Source organism: Hoeflea ulvae (assembly GCF_026619435.1).
In the GTDB taxonomy this organism is placed as follows: Bacteria; Pseudomonadota; Alphaproteobacteria; order Rhizobiales; family Rhizobiaceae; genus Hoeflea; species Hoeflea ulvae.
In genome coordinates, this window is the sequence record NZ_JAOVZQ010000001.1 from 1,230,322 (window position 1) to 1,251,101 (window position 20,780).

Here is a 20,780-nt window from a genome sequence, read left to right on the forward strand (position 1 = left end):
TCCGCCTCACGCGGCCCGGATCAGTTGCTTTCGGGGTTGCGGTATTGCTCGTTGACCATGCCGAACTCTTCCATCAGCCGCCCCAGCGCCACCTGGATGTGATAGAGCCCGATCACAGCCGAGCCGGTCTGCACCCCCAGCCGCAATCCGCGCCAGGGCGCCACCGCCAGCAGCGCCACCGATTTGAGGATGGTGCGGGCGCGCCCGGGAATGCCGGGCCTCTGGCGCTTTTCGAGGATCGAGGAAATTGCTCCGTTGCGCAGCGAGCGGGCATTGAGCCAGGAAAATTCGGCCCGGCGCGCCGGCAGGGTTTCCATCACCGCAGCCTCCGCGCTCCAGCCGAAGCTGAAGCCGCGGGCCTTTGCCCGGCGGTAGAAATCGCTGTCGCCGCCGCCGATGAAATTGAAGGCCGGGTCAAGATAGGGTCTGGGCATGATGTCGAGAACCGATCTCGAAATCAGCACATTGCCGGAAGAATACAGGATCGGCACCAGCCCGGTCTCGCTGTAATGCGGGGTGAACACCGGATGCTTGCGCCAGCCATTGAGCGCGCTGTCGGCAAACACCGGAACCTGCGGGCCGCCAATCAGGTCCGCGCCGGTCTTCTGCGCCGTCGACAGCAGGCCCGAAAGCCAGTCGGGGCCGGCGATCTCGTCATCATCGATCACGGCGATATGGGTCAGCCGGGGAAATTCGGCCAGGGCGGTTTCCCATCCGGCATTGTAGGCATGGCAGTTGCCGCGCTGATGCGCGACGATGACGATGCCCTTGATCGACGCGGTCTGCAGCCATTCGGCCGCGGCCTGCGCCCCCTGCAGGCCCTCGGCATCATTGTCCATGATCACCACGGCGGTCTCCGCGCCCAGACCCTGCGCCTGCAGCGAATCCAGTGTCGTGATCAGGTGATCCGGCCGGCGGAAGGTCGGCACCGTCACGACAATTCGGACGCTGTCGGGCTTGAGCGCCGGGGAGCGGGCATGCTCGGTAACGGTACTGTGGTCTGGCGCCATGGCTGAACATCCGAATTGACAGGACGCCATCCAACCACATGAATCTGAAAATAGCCTGAAGCTGTCCCGCCATATTTGAAATGCGGGTTTAAGCCGATGTTCAAATCCTGCGGCTACAGTGCGGGGCAACAGTGGAACCGCCCCATGCATTTCGTCTTCATCTCATCGCTCGTCCCGGTCGCAGCGCCCGCCTCGGGCTACGACATCGCCAACCGGGTCATTGTCGATGCCATCCGGCTGATCGGTCACACGGTCTCGGTCATCGGCTTCCTGCAGCCCGGCCACCAGCCCGCCGAACCGGACCAGACCCGGCTCTTGGGTCAGCTTGAAGTCACCAATGCCCGGGTCGGCAAATGGCAAAAGGCGCTTTGGCTCAAGGATGCCTTCCTCCATGGCGAGCCGGTGTCGGTTGCCAAGATGCATGCGGCGAGCCCGGCGCAAATCCGCGCGGCGCTCGATGATTGCGGCGCGATCGACGGGCTCATCCTCAATTCCGTGCAATTGCCCGGCGCATTCCTCGATGTGTTCAAGGCCTGGCCCTGCGTGTTTGTCGCCCACAATGTCGAAGCCCGCAGTGCTGCCGACAATGCCGCAAATGCAAGCAATCCGCTGACCCGGCAGCTGTTTTCCCGCGACGCGCGGCTGCTTGCGCGGCTCGAAGGCGCGCTGTGCAAGGCCTCCCGTCATGTCTTCACCCTTGCCAAGGCCGACCTGCAGGAGCTCGGAGTCGGGCAGGGGGATCGTGCTTCCGTGTTGCCGCTGGTCACCTCGGTGACGCCGCCCGAGGGACCGGCGCCGCGCGCACCGCTTTATGATGCGGGGATGATCGGATCCTGGACCTGGGCCGCCAATCGCGCCGGCCTGGACTGGTTCCTCTCCGAGATCGTGCCGCGCCTGCCGGAGGACTTCACCATCGCGATCGCCGGCGGCTATGGCGCCACCCCGCCGCCGGCGCCAGGCAATGTCCGGTTTCTCGGCCGCGTTGACGACGCCCGTGCATTCGTCCGCGCCTGCCGCATCATCCCGCTGATTTCGCGCACCGGCACCGGCGTGCAGCTTAAGACCATCGAGACCTTCGAGATGGGACTGCCTTCGGTGGCGACACAGAACGCCCTGCGCGGCATTGCCGCCCGGCCGGAAAACTGCGTAGCGGCCGAAGAGCCCGCAGCCTTCGCTGCCGCGCTCAGCAACCTGGTCGACCGCGCGCGAGCCGGAGAAGCGCTCGACGGCGACGGCCGTGCCTTTCACGCGCGCCAGCTCGACGGCCTTACCGCCGCGCTGGCCTCCGGCCTGGCGCAGTGCCGGCCGCATGGTTAACAAATTGAACCTCCGGGTTTAACTGCATTGGGGGAATGGCAATGCGCAGCCATTTCGAAAGTGCTAACACCACAGCCAATGGTGACCCGGTACGGGACACCTGCATTGCAAGCGCATCGGGAGGCATCATGCCGGACCAGACTGAGCATCGCGACATCATCGGCATCCGTGTCGCAGCCTTTGGCTGGCGCCAGGCGCTCGCCGAACTGCAGCGCATTCTCGCTGAAAACGGCCCGCAGCGCGTCTACAATTTCCTCAACGCCAACAATGCCAATCTGGCCATGCGCGATCCGGTGTTCCGGCAGGGCCTGAGCCGCTGCGAAGTGCTGCCCGACGGCCTGGGCGTCGACATCGCCTCGCGGGCCCTGCACGGCAAGACCTTTCCCGCCAATCTCAACGGCACCGATTTCATTCCGGCGCTGCTGGTGCACACCGAACGCCCGTTGAAGGTGGCGCTGATCGGCGCCCGCCCGGACATACTCGAACGTGCCCTGGGCCAGTTCCGGCGCTCGACCCCCTGGCATGAATTCCACGCCGTCTCCGATGGCTATTTCGACAAGAGCAACAGCGCGCCGGTGCTCGACCGGCTTGCCGCCATCGATCCCGACATCACCCTGGTGGCGATGGGCAGCCCCTCGCAGGAGATCTGGATCGACGCCAATATCCGCCAGGGCCATGGCCGCGTGGTCTTCGGTGTCGGCGCCCTGTTCGATTTCGTCTCCGGCGAAATCCGCCGCGCGCCGCAGATGATGCGTGACCTCAGGCTGGAATGGGTCTGGCGGCTGGCGCAGGAACCGTCGCGGCTGTGGTACCGCTATGTGGTCGGCAATCCGCTTTTTCTCTACCATGTCTTCCGTTACAAGTTCTTCGGCGCGGGCCGAACCCCAAAAGCTCCTGTCTGAGAGGTCTTTTCATGCGCGGCGCGGTACCTGACACCCTGACGGCCTTGCGGAGCGCGCCATGAAGACGGCCGTCATGACCGCCTCCTATGTCGGCGATTTCGACCGCTGTGCGCTTCTGTGCGAAAGCATGGACCGGTTCATGCAGGGGCAGTGGCACCACTATCTGCTGGTCGACCGCGCCGACGTCTCGCTGTTTGCCCCGCTGGCCGGCGAAAAGCGCACGGTGATCAGCGAAGCCGATCTGTTCCCGGCCTGGCTGCGCTCCTTTCCCGATCCGCTGAGCCTGGGCCGGCGCCGGCTCTGGCTGAGCCCGTTCTCGCTGCCCCTGCGCGGCTGGCATGCGCAGCAGTTGCGCCGTCTCGCCATGGCCCGTCATGTCGATGCGGACATGCTGCTGTCGGTTGATTCCGATGTCGTGCTGGTGCGCCCCTTTGATGGCGCCTCCCTTTGGAACGGCGACAGGATGCGGATGTTCCGCGCCGACAATGGTGCGGTCGACGCCACGCCCGGCCATCTGGCCTGGCTCGCCCATGCCGGCGGCATTCTCGGCCTGCCGCGCCGGCCTGAGCCTGCGCATGACTACATCTCCAACATGGTGCCCTGGCGCGTCGACACCGCGCGCGCGCTGCTCGACCACCTCGAGGCGTTCAACCATGAAAGCTGGATCCGCGCTGTCATCTCCTCGCGCGATATTTCCGAATGCATGATCTATGGCCGCTATGTCGACGAGATCCTCGACGGCGCCGGCCACACGCCCGATGCGCGGTCGCTGTCCCATGTGCTGTGGTTCAGGGAAACCTTTCCGCAAACCGCCGAGGGCCTTGCCGAATTCATGCAGGGGCTGCGGCCCGACCAGGTCGCCATCGGGGTGCAGTCCTTCGTCGACCATTCCCTGGCCGACATCCGCCGCGTCGCATTCTCGGTCACCGACGGCTAGGGTACAAAAGGCCGTTCAGATCGGTCGCAGCCGCGCCGTGCGCAAGGCCCGGTAGGTCAGCAGCGCCGACTGCAGATACAGCACGAAAAATGCGACATTGAGCAGTTCCACCCAGATTGCCACCTCCGCATGCAGGCCCAGCATATAGGCCAGCAGCAGCGCTTTCATCGCCGCCAGCGAAGCCAGCGTCATCATGCGCACCACGGTTCGCCCGGTGGCGTAGAGAAGCTCCGAATGATACTCGATCAGATTGCGGAAGGCCGGCACCAGCGCCAGCAGGATCAGCAGCGGCGCGGCCTCGGCGACATTCTTGCCCAGGGCATCGGGAAACACCCACAGGAACCCGGCCATGCCCAGCAGCCCGGCGGTCGATACCGCCGCCACGGCCCCCTCGAGCATGATCCGGTTCTTCAGGTCGGTGATCATTTTGGCATTGCGCATCAGCCGCTGCGTCAACACCGTCAGGAAGGCGCGCACCGGCAGCGCGGTCAGATCCACCAGCCGCATCAGGATCGCGTAGATACCGGCCGTTTCCGGCCCGCCCAGCGACAGCACCAGCACCTTGTCGAGCTCGGACTGGACATAAAACAGCATCTCCGCACCCGCCACCGACACCGCGTCAATCCAGCGGCGCAGATAGAGCGCCAGATTCCAGCGCAGCCGCACCCTGGGATAGAAGAAGATCACGGCGGTCAGCGCCGCCAGGTCATTGGTGAGCACGTAATAGGTCGACCAGACATCCAGCGATCCATCGCTCAGCGAGGCGAAGGCGACCGCGGCAATGGCCTTGAACAGGGTGGCGACCACTACCAGCGCCGAGCCGGCGGCAAACCTGTTGATGCCGTAACAGACAATGACCACGATCTCCATGATCCGCCAGCACACGACTTCGGCCAGCACGATCTTGGCAAAAGTGCCGATCTGCATCTGGCCGGCAAAGATCATCTCGTACAGAATCCAGGCAGCACCGGCGATCACCGGCGCCGACAGCACCACGCCGCCGAGAAACCCGGCGGTGTAGACGCCAAGCAGGCGTGGTTTCACGGTGGCGACGCGGTAGAGAGGCGAGACAAAGCCGAAAGCGAGCAGCCGCGACAACATGATGCCGCAGGCCGAGGCGGTGGCAAACAGCCCGAACTCGCTGATCGAGAGCGTGTTGGCAATCGCGATGAAATAGACCAGCGAAATCACCAGCCGGCCCGCCGAACCACCGACCATCGAAAGATAGGCGGTGATCGAACCTTTGTAGGCGCGGGCAAATTCCTTCAGGCGAACGATCATCTGTGTTCCGGTATCGCGAGACGGCTGCGGTGTCGCACTCGTCAAGACTGCAGTCACAGCCTTAGGCGGCATTTGTTAATTCGAGGTTTGATTTCGGCGGAAACTGCATTTTGACAGTCTGCGGCAGACCGGCGGCACCCGTCCGCGGCCGAGGCAGGTGGACAAAATTACCGGTTTTGGCGCGAAATTAACCATTTATTACCCATGAATTTATAGCGTGGCGTCACAGGATTCGAATTTTTCCAGAAACAAGGGTGGCTGCAGCCGGATATGAGCGATTCCACCAAGATACCACGCCAGCGGGCCCGCCGCGGGTCCCTGCTTGACCACGCCGGTGATTCGCCATCCGTGCAGTTGCCGCTGCGTGATCCCTTGCGTCCGTCCCCGGCAGACAGCGCCGCACGGTCGCTGCTGTCGACGCCGCCGCGGTCCGCGCGCGTGTCGACCGCGGCCTTCGCGCGTTCGCAGGCTGCACCCATGGCAGAGCCCGAACTGCCGGCCGAAGAGCAGACTTCCGCTCCCCCTGCCGCAAGCTCCGGTCCCGCCCTCTGCAGGCAACGAGAAATTCGGCGACCGGATCGCCCGCCTGATCGGCACCATCACCCCGGAAGGCACGCCCCGGGTCGAGCCCGGGGAGGTGGAAGCCCAGCCTGTTTCAGAACCACCGGCGTCCGAACCGGCCGCAGCGGCAAAGCCCGAATCCGAGCCGGAGGCACCCGCAGCCCGGGCCGCCACGGTCGAACCGCCGCGCATCGACGATCAGTCTGCGGCCCGGCAGGTCCCGCCGCCGTCTGATCGCCGGCAGGGCGGTCCCGCGCAGCACGGCCCTGAAGACCAATACCACTGGTACGCCGCCCCGCCGTCGGGCGGCAATGACGGGTCGCGACCCTTGCTCGACATTTCCATCCTGCTGTCCTCGGTCTGGCGCTACCGCCGCCAGATCGCGCTCGCCACGATCGGCGGCGCGGTGATGGGTGTTCTGGTGGCGCTGTCGACGCCGCACAAATATTACGCCGAAAGCCGGCTGTTCGTGGATCCGCGCGAGATCCAGGTCACCGATGACGACATGCGCAACCAGCAGCTTTCCACCGAAGCCATGCTGGCGATCACCGACAGCCAGTTGCAGATCCTGTCCTCCACCAGCGTCCTCGAAAAGGTCGTCGCCGATCTCGGCCTGGCGCGGGATCCCGAATTCAACGGATCGCTTTCGATCGGCGGCATCAGCGGCGGCCTGACGCTGATCCGGGAAATCTTCACCGGCACCGGCGATACCAGCGAGGCCGAACAGAAGGCGCTCGAGAAACTGCGCGATGCGCTCTATGTCTCGCGTGACGCCAAGACCTTCGTGATCATCATCGGGGTCGAGACCCGTGACGCCGAGAAATCGGCACTGATCGCCAACCAGATCGTCGACACCTATCTCGACTCCGAAGGCCAGGCCCAGTCGAGCCTGCTGGAGCGGACTTCGGAATCGATCGACACCCGGCTCAACGCGCTGCGCAACGATCTTGATGCTGCCGAGCGGGAAGTGGAGCGCTTCAAGGCCGAGAACGGGCTTGTCGGCGTCGGCGGCCAGTATATCGACGACAAGGTGATCCTCGCGCTGTCCGAACAACTGGCCACGGCGCGCGCCATGAAGGTCGGCATCAAGGTCAAGGCGGACAATCTTGCCCGGCTCAAGCCGGATGATGTGCTTTCGGGCGCCTTTCCCGAGGAGCTGCTGTCGGCCAATCTGACAGCGCTGCGCAAGCAATATACCGATACCCGCTCCAGTGCCGAGACGCTGGCCACCCGGCTCGGGCCCAAGCACCCGCAATATATCGCGGCGCAATCGGCGCTGAACACGATCAGTTCCGAAATCCGCGACGAACTGCGCCGCATCGTCGCCAGTTCCCAGACCGAACTGCAGCGCGCGGTGGAGACCGAGCAGGAACTGGCCAGCCAGATGGCGGTGGCCAAGAGCCGCGCCATGGACCAGTCGGTGGAGTTCGTCACGCTGCGGGAGCTGGAGCGCAAGGCCACGGCCACCCGCGGCATCTACGAGGCATTCCTCACCCGCTCGCGCGAAACCAGCGAGCGCTCCAATCTTCTCACCCGCAACATCCGCGTCATCTCCGCGGCCGAACCGCCGCTGCGCAACATAGGTCCGTCGCGCAAGCTGATCGCCATCGGCGGAATGTTCGCCGGTCTGTTCGCAGGCATCGGCGTGGCCCTGCTGGTCGGCGCCGTCGACAGCATCCGCGCCTATAATGGTGGCCCGGTGCAGGCGCGTTTTCAGAATCCGCCCTTCGGATCCTACCCGCAGGCCCCAGACCCCGATCCGCGCAGACCCTCGGGCGGTCCGTCCGGCCGCACGCGGTCGCGGCGGGAGCCGGATGTGGATCGTTTCGAGGCTGCGGCCGACCGTGAAACCAGCTCGCTCGAGTCTGCCATCAAGGCCTATGCCGGCATTCGCGCCCGCGACGATGCCGAGCATCCGGCGCCGGAGCCCGCTCCCGCTGTCACCCCGGTCGAACCGGTTCACGCGACCGGCACCCCGACGGCCCGGGATGATTCCGCGGCAACGCCCGCGCCGCAGGAAAGCCGCGCCCAGGCAAGCCCGGAGCCGGTCCTTGCCGGTGCCCAACCGCAGCCGCGGTCTGCTGAACAGCCGCCGGTGACCGCGCCTCGGCATCAGCCGTCCGAAGACCGGCAGGACATGCCCGATATGCACCCCGCCGCGGAACGTTATTTCGACCCTGACCCGCGCCTGGCTCAACAGTCCCGGCCCGCGAAGCCCGCCCAGCCGCAGCACTGGCAGGATGAAGCCCAGCCCGAGCCACAGATGCGGTACCATCAGCCCCCGCAGCAGGTTGCGTCCTATCCGTTGCGCACCGAGCCGGCGGCCTGGCAGATGCAGCCCGACGCCGCGACCGCGCGCCGTCATCAGCCTCAGCATGCTGCCGCCTATCCGCAGCATGGCGAACCGTCAGGCTACCAGCCGCAGCCCGAACCGCGGATGCCGCACCAACAGCCGCAGCCAACTCAAGCCTCGACCCATCCGCTGCGCACCGACCCGTCGGCCTGGCAGCCCCGGCCCGACGCCGAGGCCGCGCACCACCATCAGCCGCAGCAGTATCAGCAGCACCGGCCGTTCCGGCAGACCGAAGCAGAGCCGGCGCAGGTCCGGTCTCCGGCGCCGCAATGGCAGGCCGTGCAGCCAGCGCCGCAACCGGTCGAGTCCCGGTTCGCGCCATATCAGCAGCAGCCGATGCAGCCCCGGCAGGCCGAACCGATGCAGTCTCAGCCCATGCAGCACTGGGCGGAGCCGTCGCCGCAGCATCAACCGGTCCTGCACCAGCCCTCCCAACCGGCCTGGTCCCCGGCAACGCGCACCCGGCCACAGCAAGAATGGCAGTCCGCTGAGCAGCAGCTCTACGCAGCACCTCCGCAGGCGCCGCAGCCTTCCGCGCCGCCGCAGTGGCAGCCGCAGCCGGCTCAGCCACAGGCGTTTCATGCACGCCAATATCAGCAGATGCCGCAGCAGGAGCCCGGCCATTACCCGGAGCACCCGCCACAGGTCCAGCGCTGGCTGACGGAGCAACAGGCGCTTCAGCAGCAGCCATATCAGCCGCATTCACGTCCGCAGCATCCGGCGCAAGCCTGGCAGCAGCCGGCGCCTGCGGGCATGCCCTATCCGGAACAGGCCCGTCAGGCGTCCATGCCTGTCCAGCCTCAGCCGGTCTACACGGCCCCCGTCGCGCCGCATGCCGTTCCGGCCCCGCAGCCCGAGCAGGTCGCGCAGCAGCCCCATAAGCCCGCGCCGGTCGCACAGCCCGCGCCTGCCCAACCGCCCATGCAGGCGGCAGCCAATCCGTCGGTCGATGAGATCCGGCGCAACCTGGAACGGCTGAGATCCCGCATCGACGGCTATGGCGCAGCAAGAAACAGCGCCTGAAGCCGCCTCCATCCTTGTTTTTTGACACCGGAGGACGCAAAGAGGCGTTCAGCGCCCGCGAGCGGTTTCGTAGGATTGCGCACAACCACACAGCAGGCCTTCGCCCGGGGGCGCGGGACGGGAAAACAAAAAGGGATTTTCATGGCCAAGGTGATTGACGGCAAAGCTGTTGCCGCAAGCGTAGTCGAGCAGGTCACGGCGGCCAGCGCCGCACTCGAGGCGGAAACCGGCGTCCGTCCCGGCCTTGCCGTGGTCATTGTCGGCGATGATCCGGCCTCGCATGTCTATGTGTCGTCCAAGAGCCGCATGGCCAAGCAGTGCGGCTTCAACTCGGTGCAGCACACCCTGCCGGCCGAGACCACCCAGGACGAGCTCGAAGCGCTTGTCGCCTCGCTCAATGCCGATGCCAGCATCCACGGCATTCTGGTGCAGCTTCCCTTGCCCGGCCATTTCGATTCCGACGCCGTCATCCAGTCGATCCTTCCGGAAAAGGATGTCGACGGACTGCATGTCGTCAATGCCGGCAAGCTGATGACCGGCGATCTCGAAGGCGGTCTGATTTCCTGCACGCCGGCCGGCGCCATGTTGTTCGTGCGCCAGACCCATGGTGCGGACCTGTCCGGCCTCAATGCGGTGGTCATCGGCCGCTCCAACCTGTTCGGCAAGCCGATGTCGGCGCTGCTTCTGGCCGCCAATGCCACTGTCACCACGGCGCACTCGCGCACCGGGGATCTCGCCGGGGTCTGCCGCAATGCCGATATCCTGGTCGCTGCCGTCGGCCGCCCGCAAATGGTCAAGGCAGATTGGGTCAAGCCCGGCGCCACGGTGATCGATGTCGGCATCAACCGCATCGACGCGCCCGAGCGCGGCGAGGGCAAGACCCGGCTGGTCGGCGATGTCGCATTTGACGAATGCGCCGAAGTGGCCAGCACCATCACCCCGGTTCCAGGCGGCGTCGGCCCGATGACCATCGCCATGCTGATGGCCAACACCGTCACCGCCGCCATGCGCGCCAACGGGTTGAAGCCGCCGTCGTTTTGAGCCGCCGGGGCAGCCAGGTGGCTGTCCGGCCTTGTCGAGCCCTCAGACGAAACCCGTGTTTGAAAGGCAGATCCGACGCGAGGCCCTGCAGGGGCAGCGTTGCGGCATTTGCAACCCGGCGGACAAAATCCCGCCTGTCCGGCTGCTGCCGGCCGATACCGGGTTTTGTCCGGGCCGGGGGGCAAGATCCGGGTAACCGCAAGCGGTCATGGGGCATTGCGCTCGCCCGTCTTTGATGCTCACTTGTAGGAGACCGGCCTTTGGACCCAACCCGAATTGATACAACATATGTTAGTGACACACGTGTTACGGGTGCATATGTTTCCGTCAATTGGAGCGCAAATTGACTGTCAGTAGCCTCAGAAGCGCATTGCGCGATGGTACATCCGCCCTTCATCTTGAACTCGACAATGCCGTCGGCGAGTTCGGCGACCGGCTCGGCTATGCCGATTTCGTCCAGAAGACGCACCGGTTCCGCCTGGCCGTCGAACAGGCCCTTGCCGGCGCGCCGGAAGGCAGCTGGGCGGTCGAGCCGATCGCCGATCTGGCTGCGCATGATCTGGCTGATCTGGGGGTGCCGAAGCTGCCCGAGGCCGAGGTCCCTTCACGGGACTGGACCCCGGAATCACGCCTGGGCGCGCTTTATGTTCTCGAAGGCTCGGCGCTGGGGGCGCGGCTTCTCATGCGGCGCGCTCAGGCGCTGGGACTGCATGCGGATTTCGGTGCGCGCCATCTGGCGCATCAGGCCTCTGACAGCCAGCGCTGGCGCGGCTTCCTGGGCGTGCTCGAATCGGTGCCTTCCGACATGCACGCGACCGTGCTGAGCGCTGCCCGGGACATGTTCGGTGTCGCCCTCGCCATCTATTCGGAGACCGCTCATGAGTGCGCCTGATTCTCCCAACCTGACCAATTGCGACGTCGAGCCGATCCACATTCCCGGCAGCATCCAGCCGCATGGCTGCCTGCTGGCCTGCGACATGACGGCCACCACCATTGTCCGCCACTCCGCCAATGCCCAGGCAATGCTCGGCATCGACGGCAACCTCAACGGCATGGCCTTGCGCAAGGTGACCGGCGATGCGCTGACCCATGACATCCGCAACACGCTTTCGCGCACGCAGTCGGGCGAGCGGGCGGCCTTGCTGTTCGGCAAGCAGGCGGACAACGGGCGGCGGTTCGACATCGCCGTGCACCGCTTCAAGGGCAGCATCATCCTCGAATTCGAGCCTGCGGAAGATTCCATCGCAGAGCCGCTGGAATTGTCGCGGGCGATGCTGGGCCGGATCGCGTCGATATCGACGACCGAACGGCTGGTCAGCGAATCGGCCCGGCTGATGCAGGGCATGCTGGGCTATGATCGCGTGATGATCTACCAGTTCGGCCCCGACGGCGCCGGCAAGGTGGTGAGCGAGGCCCGTCGTCCGCAGCTCGAGAGCTTCCTTGGCCAGTATTTTCCGGCCAGCGACATCCCGCAGCAGGCGCGGCTGCTCTATCTCAAGAACACCATCCGGATCATTTCCGCCACGGATTTCGAGCGCATCCCGGTTCTTCCGGTAATCGATGCCTCCGGTGAGCCGCTCGATTTGTCCTTTGCCCATCTGCGCAGCGTCTCCCCCATCCACTGCGAATATCTGCGCAACATGGGTGTCGGCGCCTCGATGTCGATCTCGATCATTGTCGATGGCGAGCTATGGGGACTGATTGCCTGCCATCACTACGGGCCGCGCACCTTGTCGATGGCGCAGCGTGTGGCAGCCGAGATTTTCGGCGAGTTCTTCTCGCTGCACCTCAATGCCCTGCGTCACAAGCAGTCGCTGGATGCCGCCACCACCGCCCGCTCGGCGCTGGATGCGCTGCTCCAGGAAGCGGTCCGGGCGGAGGACATCAACGCCTTGTTGGCCGAACGTCTCTCCGAATTCAGCAAGCTGATGCCCGCCGACGGCCTGGCTCTGTGGCTGCGCGGCAAGCTCACCGTGCTGGGCACGACGCCGCCCGAAGCCGAGATACCGTCACTGGCGCGCTTTGCCGCAACCGTCGCCGACGGCAGGATCTGGGCCACGCACAAACTTGCCAATGCCGTCCCCGGTGCGGCCAGATATGCCGACCGCGCCGCGGGCATGCTGGTCATCCCCCTGTCGCAACGCGCCGGCGACTATGTCTTCTTCTTCCGCAAGGAAGTGGTCCAGACCCTGGAATGGGCCGGCAATCCGGAAAAATCCTATGACACCGGACCGCTGGGGGACCGGCTGACGCCGCGCAAGAGCTTCGCCATCTGGAAGGAGACGGTGCACCAGCAATCCGTGCCCTGGACCGAGCAGGAGCGCATGTTCGGCGAAGCCGCACGGTCGGCGCTGGTCGGCGTCATTCTCGAACATTCCGAATTGCTGGCAGACGAACGCGCCAAGGCCGAAGTGCGCCAGCGCATGCTCAACCAGGAACTCAATCACCGGGTCAAGAACATCCTGGCGGTGATCAAGTCGCTGGTCAGCAATCCGACCGCGCGCAGCGACACAATAGAAAATTACGTCGAATCCCTGCGCGGGCGCATCCAGGCGCTCTCCGTCGCCCACGACCAGGTCATCCGCGGCGACGGCGGTGGCGGACTGACCGAACTGCTGACGGCGGAATTGTCACCCTATCGCTCCGGCTCCGTCACCATCGACCTGCAGGGCCCGAATGTCTGGATGGACGCCCGGTCATTCTCGATCATGGCGCTGGTGCTGCACGAGCTGTCGACCAATGCCGCAAAATACGGCGCCCTGTCGCGCCCTGCTGGCAGCCTTTCTGTGTCCTGGAGCGTCGACAGCGTCGGCGCCTGCGACATTTCCTGGACCGAGCGCGGCGGCCCGGCCGTGCGCGCCCCCAGCCGGCGCGGCTTCGGTTCCGTGCTCATCGATCGCAGCATCCCCTTCGATCTCGGCGGCGAGAGCAATGTCCGCTACGATCCCGAGGGTATCACCGCGCAATTCAGGATACCGCCGCGCTTCGTCTCGCTGCGCGCCGAGCGATCCGCGCCGATGCCGGCCGCTGCTCCGGCCGTGCCGGAGGGCACGCCGGGCTATGCCGGCAAGCGGGTGCTGATCGTCGAGGACCAGATGTTGATCGCCATCGAGCTCGAGCAGATTCTCGGCGATGCCGGGCTCACGGTCGCCGCCACGCTCACCTCGCCGCAGGAATCGATTGCCTATCTCTCGGCCAATGACCTGCCCGACGTCGCCATTCTCGACGTCCATCTCGGAGACAAGACCTCCGAGCCGGTCGCCGAATTCCTGATGGCCAGGGGCGTGCCGTTCCTGTTTGCCACCGGCTATGGCGACGGCAGCATGATCCCCGAGGCCTTCGCCAAGGTCCCGGTTGTCAGCAAGCCCTATGCCGCCGAGGACATCCTGCGCCAACTCGCCAGCCTGGTCTGAGCCGCGACGTCCGGCCCGGTCCTATTCCGCGGCCTCGGCCGGGCTTTTGCGCGCCGGGCGCCGTGCCGCCGGGGCAGGGCCGGTTGTGGCGCGCACGATCAGTTCCACCGGCCAGACCTCCTGCACCGAACCGGTCTCCACGCCCGAGATGATGTCGACCAGCCGTTCGCACACCCGCGCGCCTGCGGCCCGGATCGAGGAGCGCGTGGTGCTCAGCGGCACGGTGAAGCTTTCCGGCTTGAGAAACGGAAACACGTCGTCATGGGTGATGATCGAGACGTCGTCAGGCATCCGCAGCTTCAGCTGGTTGAAGCAGCGGACGATCCCCAGCGTGGTGAACATCGAGGCGCTGAGCACCCCGGTCGGCCTTGTCTCGGAACCGGCGTCGCGAAACAGCGCCATCGCCAGCCGGAAGCCGTTTTCCTCGTTCATCGCCGCCGAGTGATGCGCGACCGCCGTCTCCGGCAGGCCGTGTTCGGCCAGCGCCCGGCGCACGCCGTTGAGCCGGTGCACGGCGAAGGCGAAATCGGTGTCGCCATTGATGAAGGCCAGCCTCGTGTGCCCCAGTTGCAGAAGCAGCCGCGCCGCATTGTAGAACGCGCCCTCATTGTCGATGTCGAGAAAGGCGTAGCCCTCGGAAGGCGCGAGCGACCGGCCATGGGCCAGAAACGGAATGCCGAGATTGCGCACCAGCGCGATGCGCTGCTCGTCATTGCGCAGCGATGACAGATAGACCCCGTCCACCGAGCGACTCGAGGCGATGCGCCGATAGGCCTCGCTTTCGCGCTCCAGCACCGCCGGTGTCAGCGACAGGTCGACATCGCGCGACAGCGCATGTTCGCCCAGCCCCGACAGGAACTCGACGAAATGCGGATCGAGATCGACATTGCGCCCCACCGGCAGCACATAGCCGATCGACCCGGCCCGGCCGGTCGCCAGCTTGCGGGCGTTGGAATTGGGCTTGTAGCCGTGCCGGTGCGCCGCCTCCAGAACCCGGCGGCGGGTCCGCTCGCCGACTTCGGGATAGCCGTTGAGCGCCCGCGAGATCGTGGTCTGCGACAATTCCAGTAGCTCTGCCAGCTGCTTCAGGTTCACGTCATGCGATCCAGTTCTTTCAAAGCGCTTTGGAAAACCGCCGCGATTGTCCGCAAGCGGAAATTTCCAATTCAGACATTAAGCCGCAGCTTGGCCTGCAGGAAAAGCAAAAACTGCTGATAATGCAATGCAAAACTCTACTGCGCTGCAGCAATACTGCGGATTTCAAAGCAAAATTGAAACTTTGAGCTTGACTCGGGCCTGCTCGCGTAATCCTCTGAAAGGGAGCCAAAGCGCTTTGAATTTGCCGCGCCGATGGTCGCGGGAATATGGAAAGCTTCACGTGGAGGCCAGATGCTGGCCGGGAGGAGAAATCAATGAAGAGACTGTTCATGATGGGCGTCGCAGCCGCTGCGCTGACTTTGGGACCGGCACAGGCCGCGGATCTCAAATTCACCCCGGGCGAGGGCGATTTCAACTGGGAGAGCTACGAGGCGCTCAAGGCCACCCAGCTCGATGGCGAGGAAGTCACCGTGTTCGGTCCCTGGCTCGGACCCGACCAGGAATTTGCCGAATCCGTTCTGGCCTATTTCGCCGAAGCCACCGGCGCCGATGTCAAATATGTCGGCTCAGACAGCTTTGAACAGCAGATCATGATCGATGCCGAAGCCGGCTCCGCCCCCAATGTCGCGGTCTTCCCGCAGCCCGGTCTTGCCGCCGACATGGCCAAGCGCGGCTTCCTGTCGCCGCTGGCCGAGGGCACCGGCGACTGGGTCAAGGAAAACTACGCCGCCGGCCAGTCCTGGGTTGATCTGGGCACCTATGCCGGCCCGGACGGCGCCGACAATCTCTACGGCTTCTTCTACAAGGTCGATGTCAAATCGCTGGTCTGGTACATCCCGGAAAATTTCGAGGATGCCGGTTATGAGGTCCCCGAAACCATGGAAGACCTCAAGGCGCTGACCGAGCAGATCGTCGCCGATGGCGGCACGCCCTGGTGCATCGGCCTGGGGTCAGGCGGCGCCACCGGCTGGCCGGCGACTGACTGGGTCGAGGACATGATGCTGCGCACCCAGTCGCCGGATGTCTATGACAAATGGGTCTCCAACGAGATCAAGTTCACCGACCCCGCCGTCATCGGCGCGATCGAGGAATTCGGCTGGTTCGCCCGCAATGACGATTTTGTCGCCGGCGGTGCCGGAGCTGTCGCCACCACCGATTTCCGCGACAGCCCCAAGGGTCTGTTCTCCTCGCCGCCGCAGTGCTACCTGCACCACCAGGCCTCGTTCATTCCGGCGTTTTTCCCGGAAGGCACCAAGGTCGGCACCGATGCGGATTTCTTCTACATGCCTGCCTATGAAGGCAAGGATCTCGGCAAGCCGGTGCTCGGCGCCGGCACGCTCTGGGCCATCACCAAGGACAGCCCCGGCGCCCAGGCGCTGATCAAGTTCCTGCAGTCGCCGATCGCCCATGAAATCTGGATGGCGCAGAAGGGCTTCCTCACGCCTTACAAGGCGGTCAACACCGACGTGTTCTCCGATCCGACGCTGAAGAAGATGAATGACGTGCTTCTGGGCGCCACCACCTTCCGCTTCGACGGTTCCGACCTGATGCCCGGCGGCGTCGGCGCAGGCTCGTTCTGGACCGGCATGGTCGATTACACCGGCGGCAAATCCGCCGAAGAGGTGACCGCGGCGATCCAGAAATCCTGGGATGCGCTCAAGTAAAAGCGGGCAGTGACCCCGAAAATCAGGAGATCCCGGCGCCTGGCCGGGGTCCCCTCCGGGACAGCATAGGGGGAGGGGAACGCATGCATCCGGCACTTCAGGGATTGATCACCATCATCGTCGGCGTTGGCGGTTGCGTGGGCTACTTCTATTTTTCCAACCAGTTCCTCGACAAGGTGCTGTTTCCCGCCACCGGCGAAAATGCCGGCCGCAACATCAACCGCGCCAACCAGGTCCGCCCCTGGCTGTTCCTGTTCCCGGCACTCTTCGCCCTCGGGCTCTATCTCGCCTATCCTGTCGTGGCCACGCTGTGGCTGTCGCTGACCGACCGTGACGCAGGCGGCGCCTTTGTCGGGCTCGCCAATTACCGGCAGATGTTCGGCGAATCCAAATTCTGGGAAGCCATGAGCAACAACATGCTCTGGCTGATTGTCGTGCCCGCCTTCTCCACCGGCTTCGGCCTGCTCGCCGCCCAGCTGACCGACCGCATCTCCTGGGGCAATATTGCCAAGTCGCTGATCTTCATGCCGATGGCGATTTCCTTCGTCGGCGCCGCCGTGATCTGGAAACTGGTCTATGACACGCGGCCGGCCGATCAGGACCAGATCGGCGTGCTCAATGCGGTCTGGCTCAGCTTTGACGGCGGCGTCATGTCGACCCTTGTGTTCAAGATCGTGCCGATCCTGATCCTGGCTGTGTTTGCCGGCCTCACCGCCTATTTCGCCTACCAGACCCTGCGGCCGGTGCTCCGTGCCGAAAAGGGCCACGGCAAGGCGGCCTGGTGGGCGCTGCCGCTGCGCGTGGTCGCGGCCCTTTGCGGCGCCTGGCTGATCTGGTTGTCGCTGCGCTCGATCATCTCGCTGTTCTTTGCCACGCTGCCCTATGGCGAGCCGCAGACCTGGCTGACCATTCCGTTCTGGAATTCCTTCTTCCTGATGGCGGTGCTGGTCTGGATCCAGACCGGCTTTGCCATGGTGATCTTGTCGGCCGCCATTCGCGGCATTCCCGAGGAAACCATCGAGGCCGCCGTCATCGACGGCGCCAATCCGTTCCAGATCTTCTTCAAGATCAAGGTGCCGCAGATCATGGGCACCATCGTCGTGGTCTGGACCACCATCACCATCGTCGTGCTCAAGGTCTTCGACATCGTCTTCGCCATGACCAACGGCCAGTGGGAAACCCAGGTTCTGGCCAACTACATGTATGACAAGCTGTTCCGCGCCAATGACTGGGGCGTCGGCTCCGCCAGCGCCATGGTCATCATGCTGCTGGTGACGCCGATCCTGGTCTGGAATGTCTACAACGCTCGCAAAGAAACACGCTGAGGGAGGCGGAAGATGCACTCATCATCCAAAAAATCGCCTCTCGTCTGGGTCGTCCACATCTCCGTCGTGCTGTTGGTGGCGCTGTGGCTGTTCCCGACGGTCGGGCTCTTCGTCTCCTCCTTCCGCACCGCCGACCAGATCGCCAATACCGGCTGGTGGAATGCGCTGTTCACCCAGGAGCGGCAGGCCCCGGCCATCCGCATTTCGGGTGACGAGACCCAGGTCGACGGCGAATTCGTCATCGACGGCCGGCTGTTCGAGGCGGAAAATGTCGCCATCAGCAAATGGGGCACCAGCTCGCGTGAGCCCGAGGCCTATGTCCCGGGCGATGTCGCCGATCTGGGCGACGGCGAAGCACTCACCGTCGCCGTCGACGGCAGCTTCCGGCTCTCGGCGCCGCAAAGCTTTGGCGACAGTCGGCTGCCGCGGGTGTTCACCACCGCCACCACGCCACCCGAATTCACGCTCGAAAACTACCGTTTCGTGCTGTTTGATCCCAACAACCGCGAGGGCATGGCCAAGGCCTTTTTCAACACCCTGACGGTGACCATCCCCGCCACCATCATCCCCATCGTCATTGCCGCCTTTGCCGCCTATGCGCTGGCCTGGATGCGCTTTCCCGGCCGCTCGCTGCTGATTGCGGCCGTCGTCGGGCTGCTGGTGGTGCCGCTGCAACTGGCGCTGATTCCGCTTCTCAGGCTGCACAACGATATCGGTATCGGCAAGGGCTATCTCGGCGCCTGGCTGGCCCATACCGGCTTCGGCCTGCCGCTGGCGATCTATCTGCTGCGCAACTACATGGTCGGTCTGCCGCGCGACATCATCGAGAACGCCCGCGTCGACGGCGCCACCGATTTCCAGATCTTCGTCAAGATCATCCTGCCGCTGTCGTTTCCGGCACTTGCTTCCTTTGCCATCTTCCAGTTCCTGTGGACCTGGAACGATCTGCTTGTCGCTCTGGTCTTCCTGATCGATTCGACCGGCGAAACCACGGTGATGACCAAGCAGATCGTCGAACTGCTCGGCACCCGCGGCGGCAACTGGGAGATTCTCGCCACCTCGGCCTTTGTCTCCATCGCCGTGCCGCTGGTGGTCTTCTTCGCCATGCAGAAATATCTCGTGCGCGGCCTGCTGGCCGGCTCCGTCAAGTAAGGAACATCGATACATGACCGTTGCAATGCCCCATATCGAGGCCCCGACCGCCCCCGACCGTGACTGGTGGCGCGGCGCGGTGATCTATCAGATCTATCCGCGCTCCTACCAGGACACCAGCGGCGACGGCATCGGCGATCTGATCGGCATTGCCCAGCGGCTTCCCTATGTCGCCTCGCTCGGCGTCGACGCCATCTGGGTGTCGCCCTTCTTCATGTCGCCGATGAAGGATTTCGGCTACGACGTGTCCGACTACACCAATGTCGATCCGATGTTCGGCACCCTGCATGATTTCGATCATCTGGTCTCCGAAGCGCATCGCCTCGGCATCAAGGTGATGATCGACCTGGTGCTGTCGCACACCTCCGACCAGCATCCCTGGTTCGTCGAAAGCCGCAAGACCCGCGACAATCCCAAGGCCGACTGGTATGTCTGGGGCGACGCCAAGCCCGACGGCACGCCGCCCAACAACTGGTTGTCGATCTTCGGCGGCTCGGCCTGGACCTGGGATCCCAGCCGGCTGCAATATTTCATGCACAATTTCCTGACCTCGCAGCCGGACCTGAATTTCCACAATGAGGAAGTCCAGGAAGCGCTGCTGTCGGCCACCCGCTTCTGGCTCGAGCGCGGCGTCGACGGCTTTCGCCTCGACACCATCAATTTCTATTTCTGCGACAAGGATCTGCGCGACAACCCCGCACTTGCGCCCGAGCTGCGCAATGCCTCGATCGCGCCTGCGGTCAATCCTTACAACCACCAGAACCATCTCTACGACAAGAACCAGCCGGAAAATCTCGAATTCCTGCGCCGCTTTCGCGCGCTGATGGACGAGTTTCCGGCCATCGCCGCGGTCGGCGAGGTGGGTGACGCCCAATACGGCCTGCAGATCGTCGCCGACTACACCTCCGGCGGCGACAAGATGCACATGTGCTACGCCTTTGACTTCCTCTCGCCGGATCTGCCGACCCCGGCCCGGATCCGCACCGTAATCACCGATTTCATGCAGGCCGCCCCCGAAGGCTGGGCCTGCTGGGCCTTTTCCAATCACGACGTGGTGCGCCACGCCAGCCGCTGGGGCGACCAGAGCTCCGACAAGGCGCGCTATCTGCGGCTTTTGCCCGGCATCATCCTCTCGCTCAGGGGCTCGGTCTGCCTCTATCAGGGCGAGGAGCTGGGTCTCACCGAGGCGGAACTGGCGTTTGAGGACCTGCAGGATCCCTACGGCATCCAGTTCTGGCCGGATTTCAAGGGCCGCGACGGGTGCCGCACCCCGATGGTCTGGTCCGATCACGACGTCAATGCCGGTTTCAGCGAAGGCCATCCCTGGCTGCCGATCCCGCCGGAACACCGCCATCTTGCCGTCGAGGCGCAGGAACATGTCCAGGCCTCGATGCTCAATCATTACCGGCGGCTGCTCGATTTCCGCCGCCACCATGTCAGCCTGTCCAAGGGTGACCTGACCTTTGTCGATTGCGGCGAGGCGGTGCTCGGCTTTGTGAGACGCCATGGCACCGAAGCCGTGTTCTGCGCCTTCAACCTGTCTGGCGAGGAACAGTTCATCGTCCCGCCCGAAGGGGTGGTGACGCCGCTTGAAGGCCACGGATTTTCCGGAATGCTCAAGACCGATGCAATCGAGATCCCGCCCTATGACGCCTTTTTCGGACAGGTCGGGTGAAAACATGAACAGCTTTAGCGGGAGAAAA

The 20,780-nt window shown here is 64.5% G+C and carries 14 protein-coding genes; 11 read left to right on the top strand and 3 right to left on the bottom strand.

Going from position 1 to position 20,780, the window contains the following annotated elements; translation table 11 throughout:
• Window positions 1–20: 20 nt before the first annotated feature.
• Complete coding sequence (locus OEG82_RS05850; RefSeq protein ID WP_267611496.1) at window positions 21–1,010, bottom strand: glycosyltransferase family 2 protein; 990 nt, start codon at window positions 1,008–1,010, stop codon at window positions 21–23.
• Window positions 1,011–1,154: 144 nt separating this feature from the next.
• Here OEG82_RS05850 and OEG82_RS05855 point away from each other — a divergent pair, with 144 nt between their 5' ends.
• The 3 genes from OEG82_RS05855 to OEG82_RS05865 all read left to right on the top strand — a co-directional run bounded on the left by OEG82_RS05855 (window position 1,155) and on the right by OEG82_RS05865 (window position 4,166).
• Window positions 1,155–2,327 (top strand): glycosyltransferase, encoded by a 1,173-nt coding sequence (locus OEG82_RS05855; RefSeq protein ID WP_267611497.1) that lies wholly within the window; start codon window positions 1,155–1,157, stop codon window positions 2,325–2,327.
• 128 nt (window positions 2,328–2,455) lie between these two features.
• A complete protein-coding gene (locus OEG82_RS05860; protein ID WP_267611498.1) occupies window positions 2,456–3,229 on the top strand; it encodes a WecB/TagA/CpsF family glycosyltransferase in 774 nt (257 codons plus the stop codon).
• A 58-nt stretch (window positions 3,230–3,287) separates the two neighbouring features.
• A complete protein-coding gene (locus tag OEG82_RS05865) occupies window positions 3,288–4,166 on the top strand; it encodes a DUF6492 family protein (protein WP_267611499.1) in 879 nt (292 codons plus the stop codon).
• A gap of 15 nt (window positions 4,167–4,181) precedes the next feature.
• Here OEG82_RS05865 and OEG82_RS05870 read toward each other — a convergent pair whose 3' ends face one another.
• Window positions 4,182–5,447: a lipopolysaccharide biosynthesis protein gene (locus OEG82_RS05870; RefSeq protein WP_267611500.1), complete on the bottom strand. Its 1,266-nt coding sequence runs from the start codon at window positions 5,445–5,447 to the stop codon at window positions 4,182–4,184.
• Window positions 5,448–6,084: 637 nt separating this feature from the next.
• Here OEG82_RS05870 and OEG82_RS05875 point away from each other — a divergent pair.
• The 4 genes from OEG82_RS05875 (at window position 6,085) to OEG82_RS05890 (ending at window position 13,838) form a co-directional block, all read left to right on the top strand.
• Entirely contained in the window at window positions 6,085–9,384 is a 3,300-nt protein-coding gene (locus tag OEG82_RS05875; RefSeq protein ID WP_267611501.1) for a Wzz/FepE/Etk N-terminal domain-containing protein, read from the top strand.
• Window positions 9,385–9,525: 141 nt separating this feature from the next.
• Entirely contained in the window at window positions 9,526–10,425 is a 900-nt protein-coding gene (gene folD, locus OEG82_RS05880) for a bifunctional methylenetetrahydrofolate dehydrogenase/methenyltetrahydrofolate cyclohydrolase FolD (RefSeq protein WP_267611502.1), read from the top strand.
• Window positions 10,426–10,768: 343 nt separating this feature from the next.
• Window positions 10,769–11,317, top strand: coding sequence for a biliverdin-producing heme oxygenase (locus tag OEG82_RS05885; RefSeq protein ID WP_267611503.1), 549 nt, complete (start codon window positions 10,769–10,771; stop codon window positions 11,315–11,317).
• Entirely contained in the window at window positions 11,304–13,838 is a 2,535-nt protein-coding gene (locus OEG82_RS05890) for an HWE histidine kinase domain-containing protein (protein ID WP_267611504.1), read from the top strand. Before OEG82_RS05885 ends, OEG82_RS05890 begins: the two co-directional genes overlap by 14 nt.
• A gap of 21 nt (window positions 13,839–13,859) precedes the next feature.
• On the opposite strand, the gene OEG82_RS05895 is transcribed toward OEG82_RS05890, so the two are convergent.
• The gene (locus tag OEG82_RS05895) at window positions 13,860–14,933 is read right to left on the bottom strand and encodes a LacI family DNA-binding transcriptional regulator (protein ID WP_267611505.1); all 1,074 of its coding nucleotides are present in this window, start codon (window positions 14,931–14,933) and stop codon (window positions 13,860–13,862) included.
• Between the two features lie 317 nt (window positions 14,934–15,250).
• Here OEG82_RS05895 and OEG82_RS05900 point away from each other — a divergent pair, with 317 nt between their 5' ends.
• The 4 genes from OEG82_RS05900 (at window position 15,251) to bglA (ending at window position 20,752) form a co-directional block, all read left to right on the top strand.
• Window positions 15,251–16,600: an ABC transporter substrate-binding protein gene (locus OEG82_RS05900; RefSeq protein WP_267611506.1), complete on the top strand. Its 1,350-nt coding sequence runs from the start codon at window positions 15,251–15,253 to the stop codon at window positions 16,598–16,600.
• Window positions 16,601–16,683: 83 nt separating this feature from the next.
• On the top strand, window positions 16,684–17,925 hold the full coding sequence (locus OEG82_RS05905; RefSeq protein ID WP_267611507.1) for a carbohydrate ABC transporter permease: 1,242 nt from the start codon (window positions 16,684–16,686) through the stop codon (window positions 17,923–17,925).
• Window positions 17,926–17,937: 12 nt separating this feature from the next.
• The gene (locus OEG82_RS05910; RefSeq protein WP_267611508.1) at window positions 17,938–19,077 is read left to right on the top strand and encodes a carbohydrate ABC transporter permease; all 1,140 of its coding nucleotides are present in this window, start codon (window positions 17,938–17,940) and stop codon (window positions 19,075–19,077) included.
• A gap of 13 nt (window positions 19,078–19,090) precedes the next feature.
• Complete coding sequence (gene bglA / locus OEG82_RS05915; protein WP_267611509.1) at window positions 19,091–20,752, top strand: beta-galactosidase BglA; 1,662 nt, start codon at window positions 19,091–19,093, stop codon at window positions 20,750–20,752.
• The last annotated feature ends 28 nt before the right edge of the window (window positions 20,753–20,780 follow it).

Excerpts from the sequence above, each read along its gene's own strand:
- OEG82_RS05850 (WP_267611496.1), bottom strand. The coding sequence starts at position 1,010 with ATGGCGCCAGACCACAGTACCGTTACCGAGCATGCCCGCTCCCCGGCG.
- OEG82_RS05855 (WP_267611497.1), top strand. The coding sequence starts at position 1,155 with ATGCATTTCGTCTTCATCTCATCGCTCGTCCCGGTCGCAGCGCCCGCC.
- OEG82_RS05860 (WP_267611498.1), top strand. The coding sequence starts at position 2,456 with ATGCCGGACCAGACTGAGCATCGCGACATCATCGGCATCCGTGTCGCA.
- OEG82_RS05865 (WP_267611499.1), top strand. The coding sequence starts at position 3,288 with ATGAAGACGGCCGTCATGACCGCCTCCTATGTCGGCGATTTCGACCGC.
- OEG82_RS05870 (WP_267611500.1), bottom strand. The coding sequence starts at position 5,447 with ATGATCGTTCGCCTGAAGGAATTTGCCCGCGCCTACAAAGGTTCGATC.
- folD (WP_267611502.1), top strand. The coding sequence starts at position 9,526 with ATGGCCAAGGTGATTGACGGCAAAGCTGTTGCCGCAAGCGTAGTCGAG.
- OEG82_RS05890 (WP_267611504.1), top strand. The coding sequence starts at position 11,304 with ATGAGTGCGCCTGATTCTCCCAACCTGACCAATTGCGACGTCGAGCCG.
- OEG82_RS05900 (WP_267611506.1), top strand. The coding sequence starts at position 15,251 with ATGAAGAGACTGTTCATGATGGGCGTCGCAGCCGCTGCGCTGACTTTG.
- OEG82_RS05905 (WP_267611507.1), top strand. The coding sequence starts at position 16,684 with ATGCATCCGGCACTTCAGGGATTGATCACCATCATCGTCGGCGTTGGC.
- OEG82_RS05910 (WP_267611508.1), top strand. The coding sequence starts at position 17,938 with ATGCACTCATCATCCAAAAAATCGCCTCTCGTCTGGGTCGTCCACATC.
- bglA (WP_267611509.1), top strand. The coding sequence starts at position 19,091 with ATGACCGTTGCAATGCCCCATATCGAGGCCCCGACCGCCCCCGACCGT.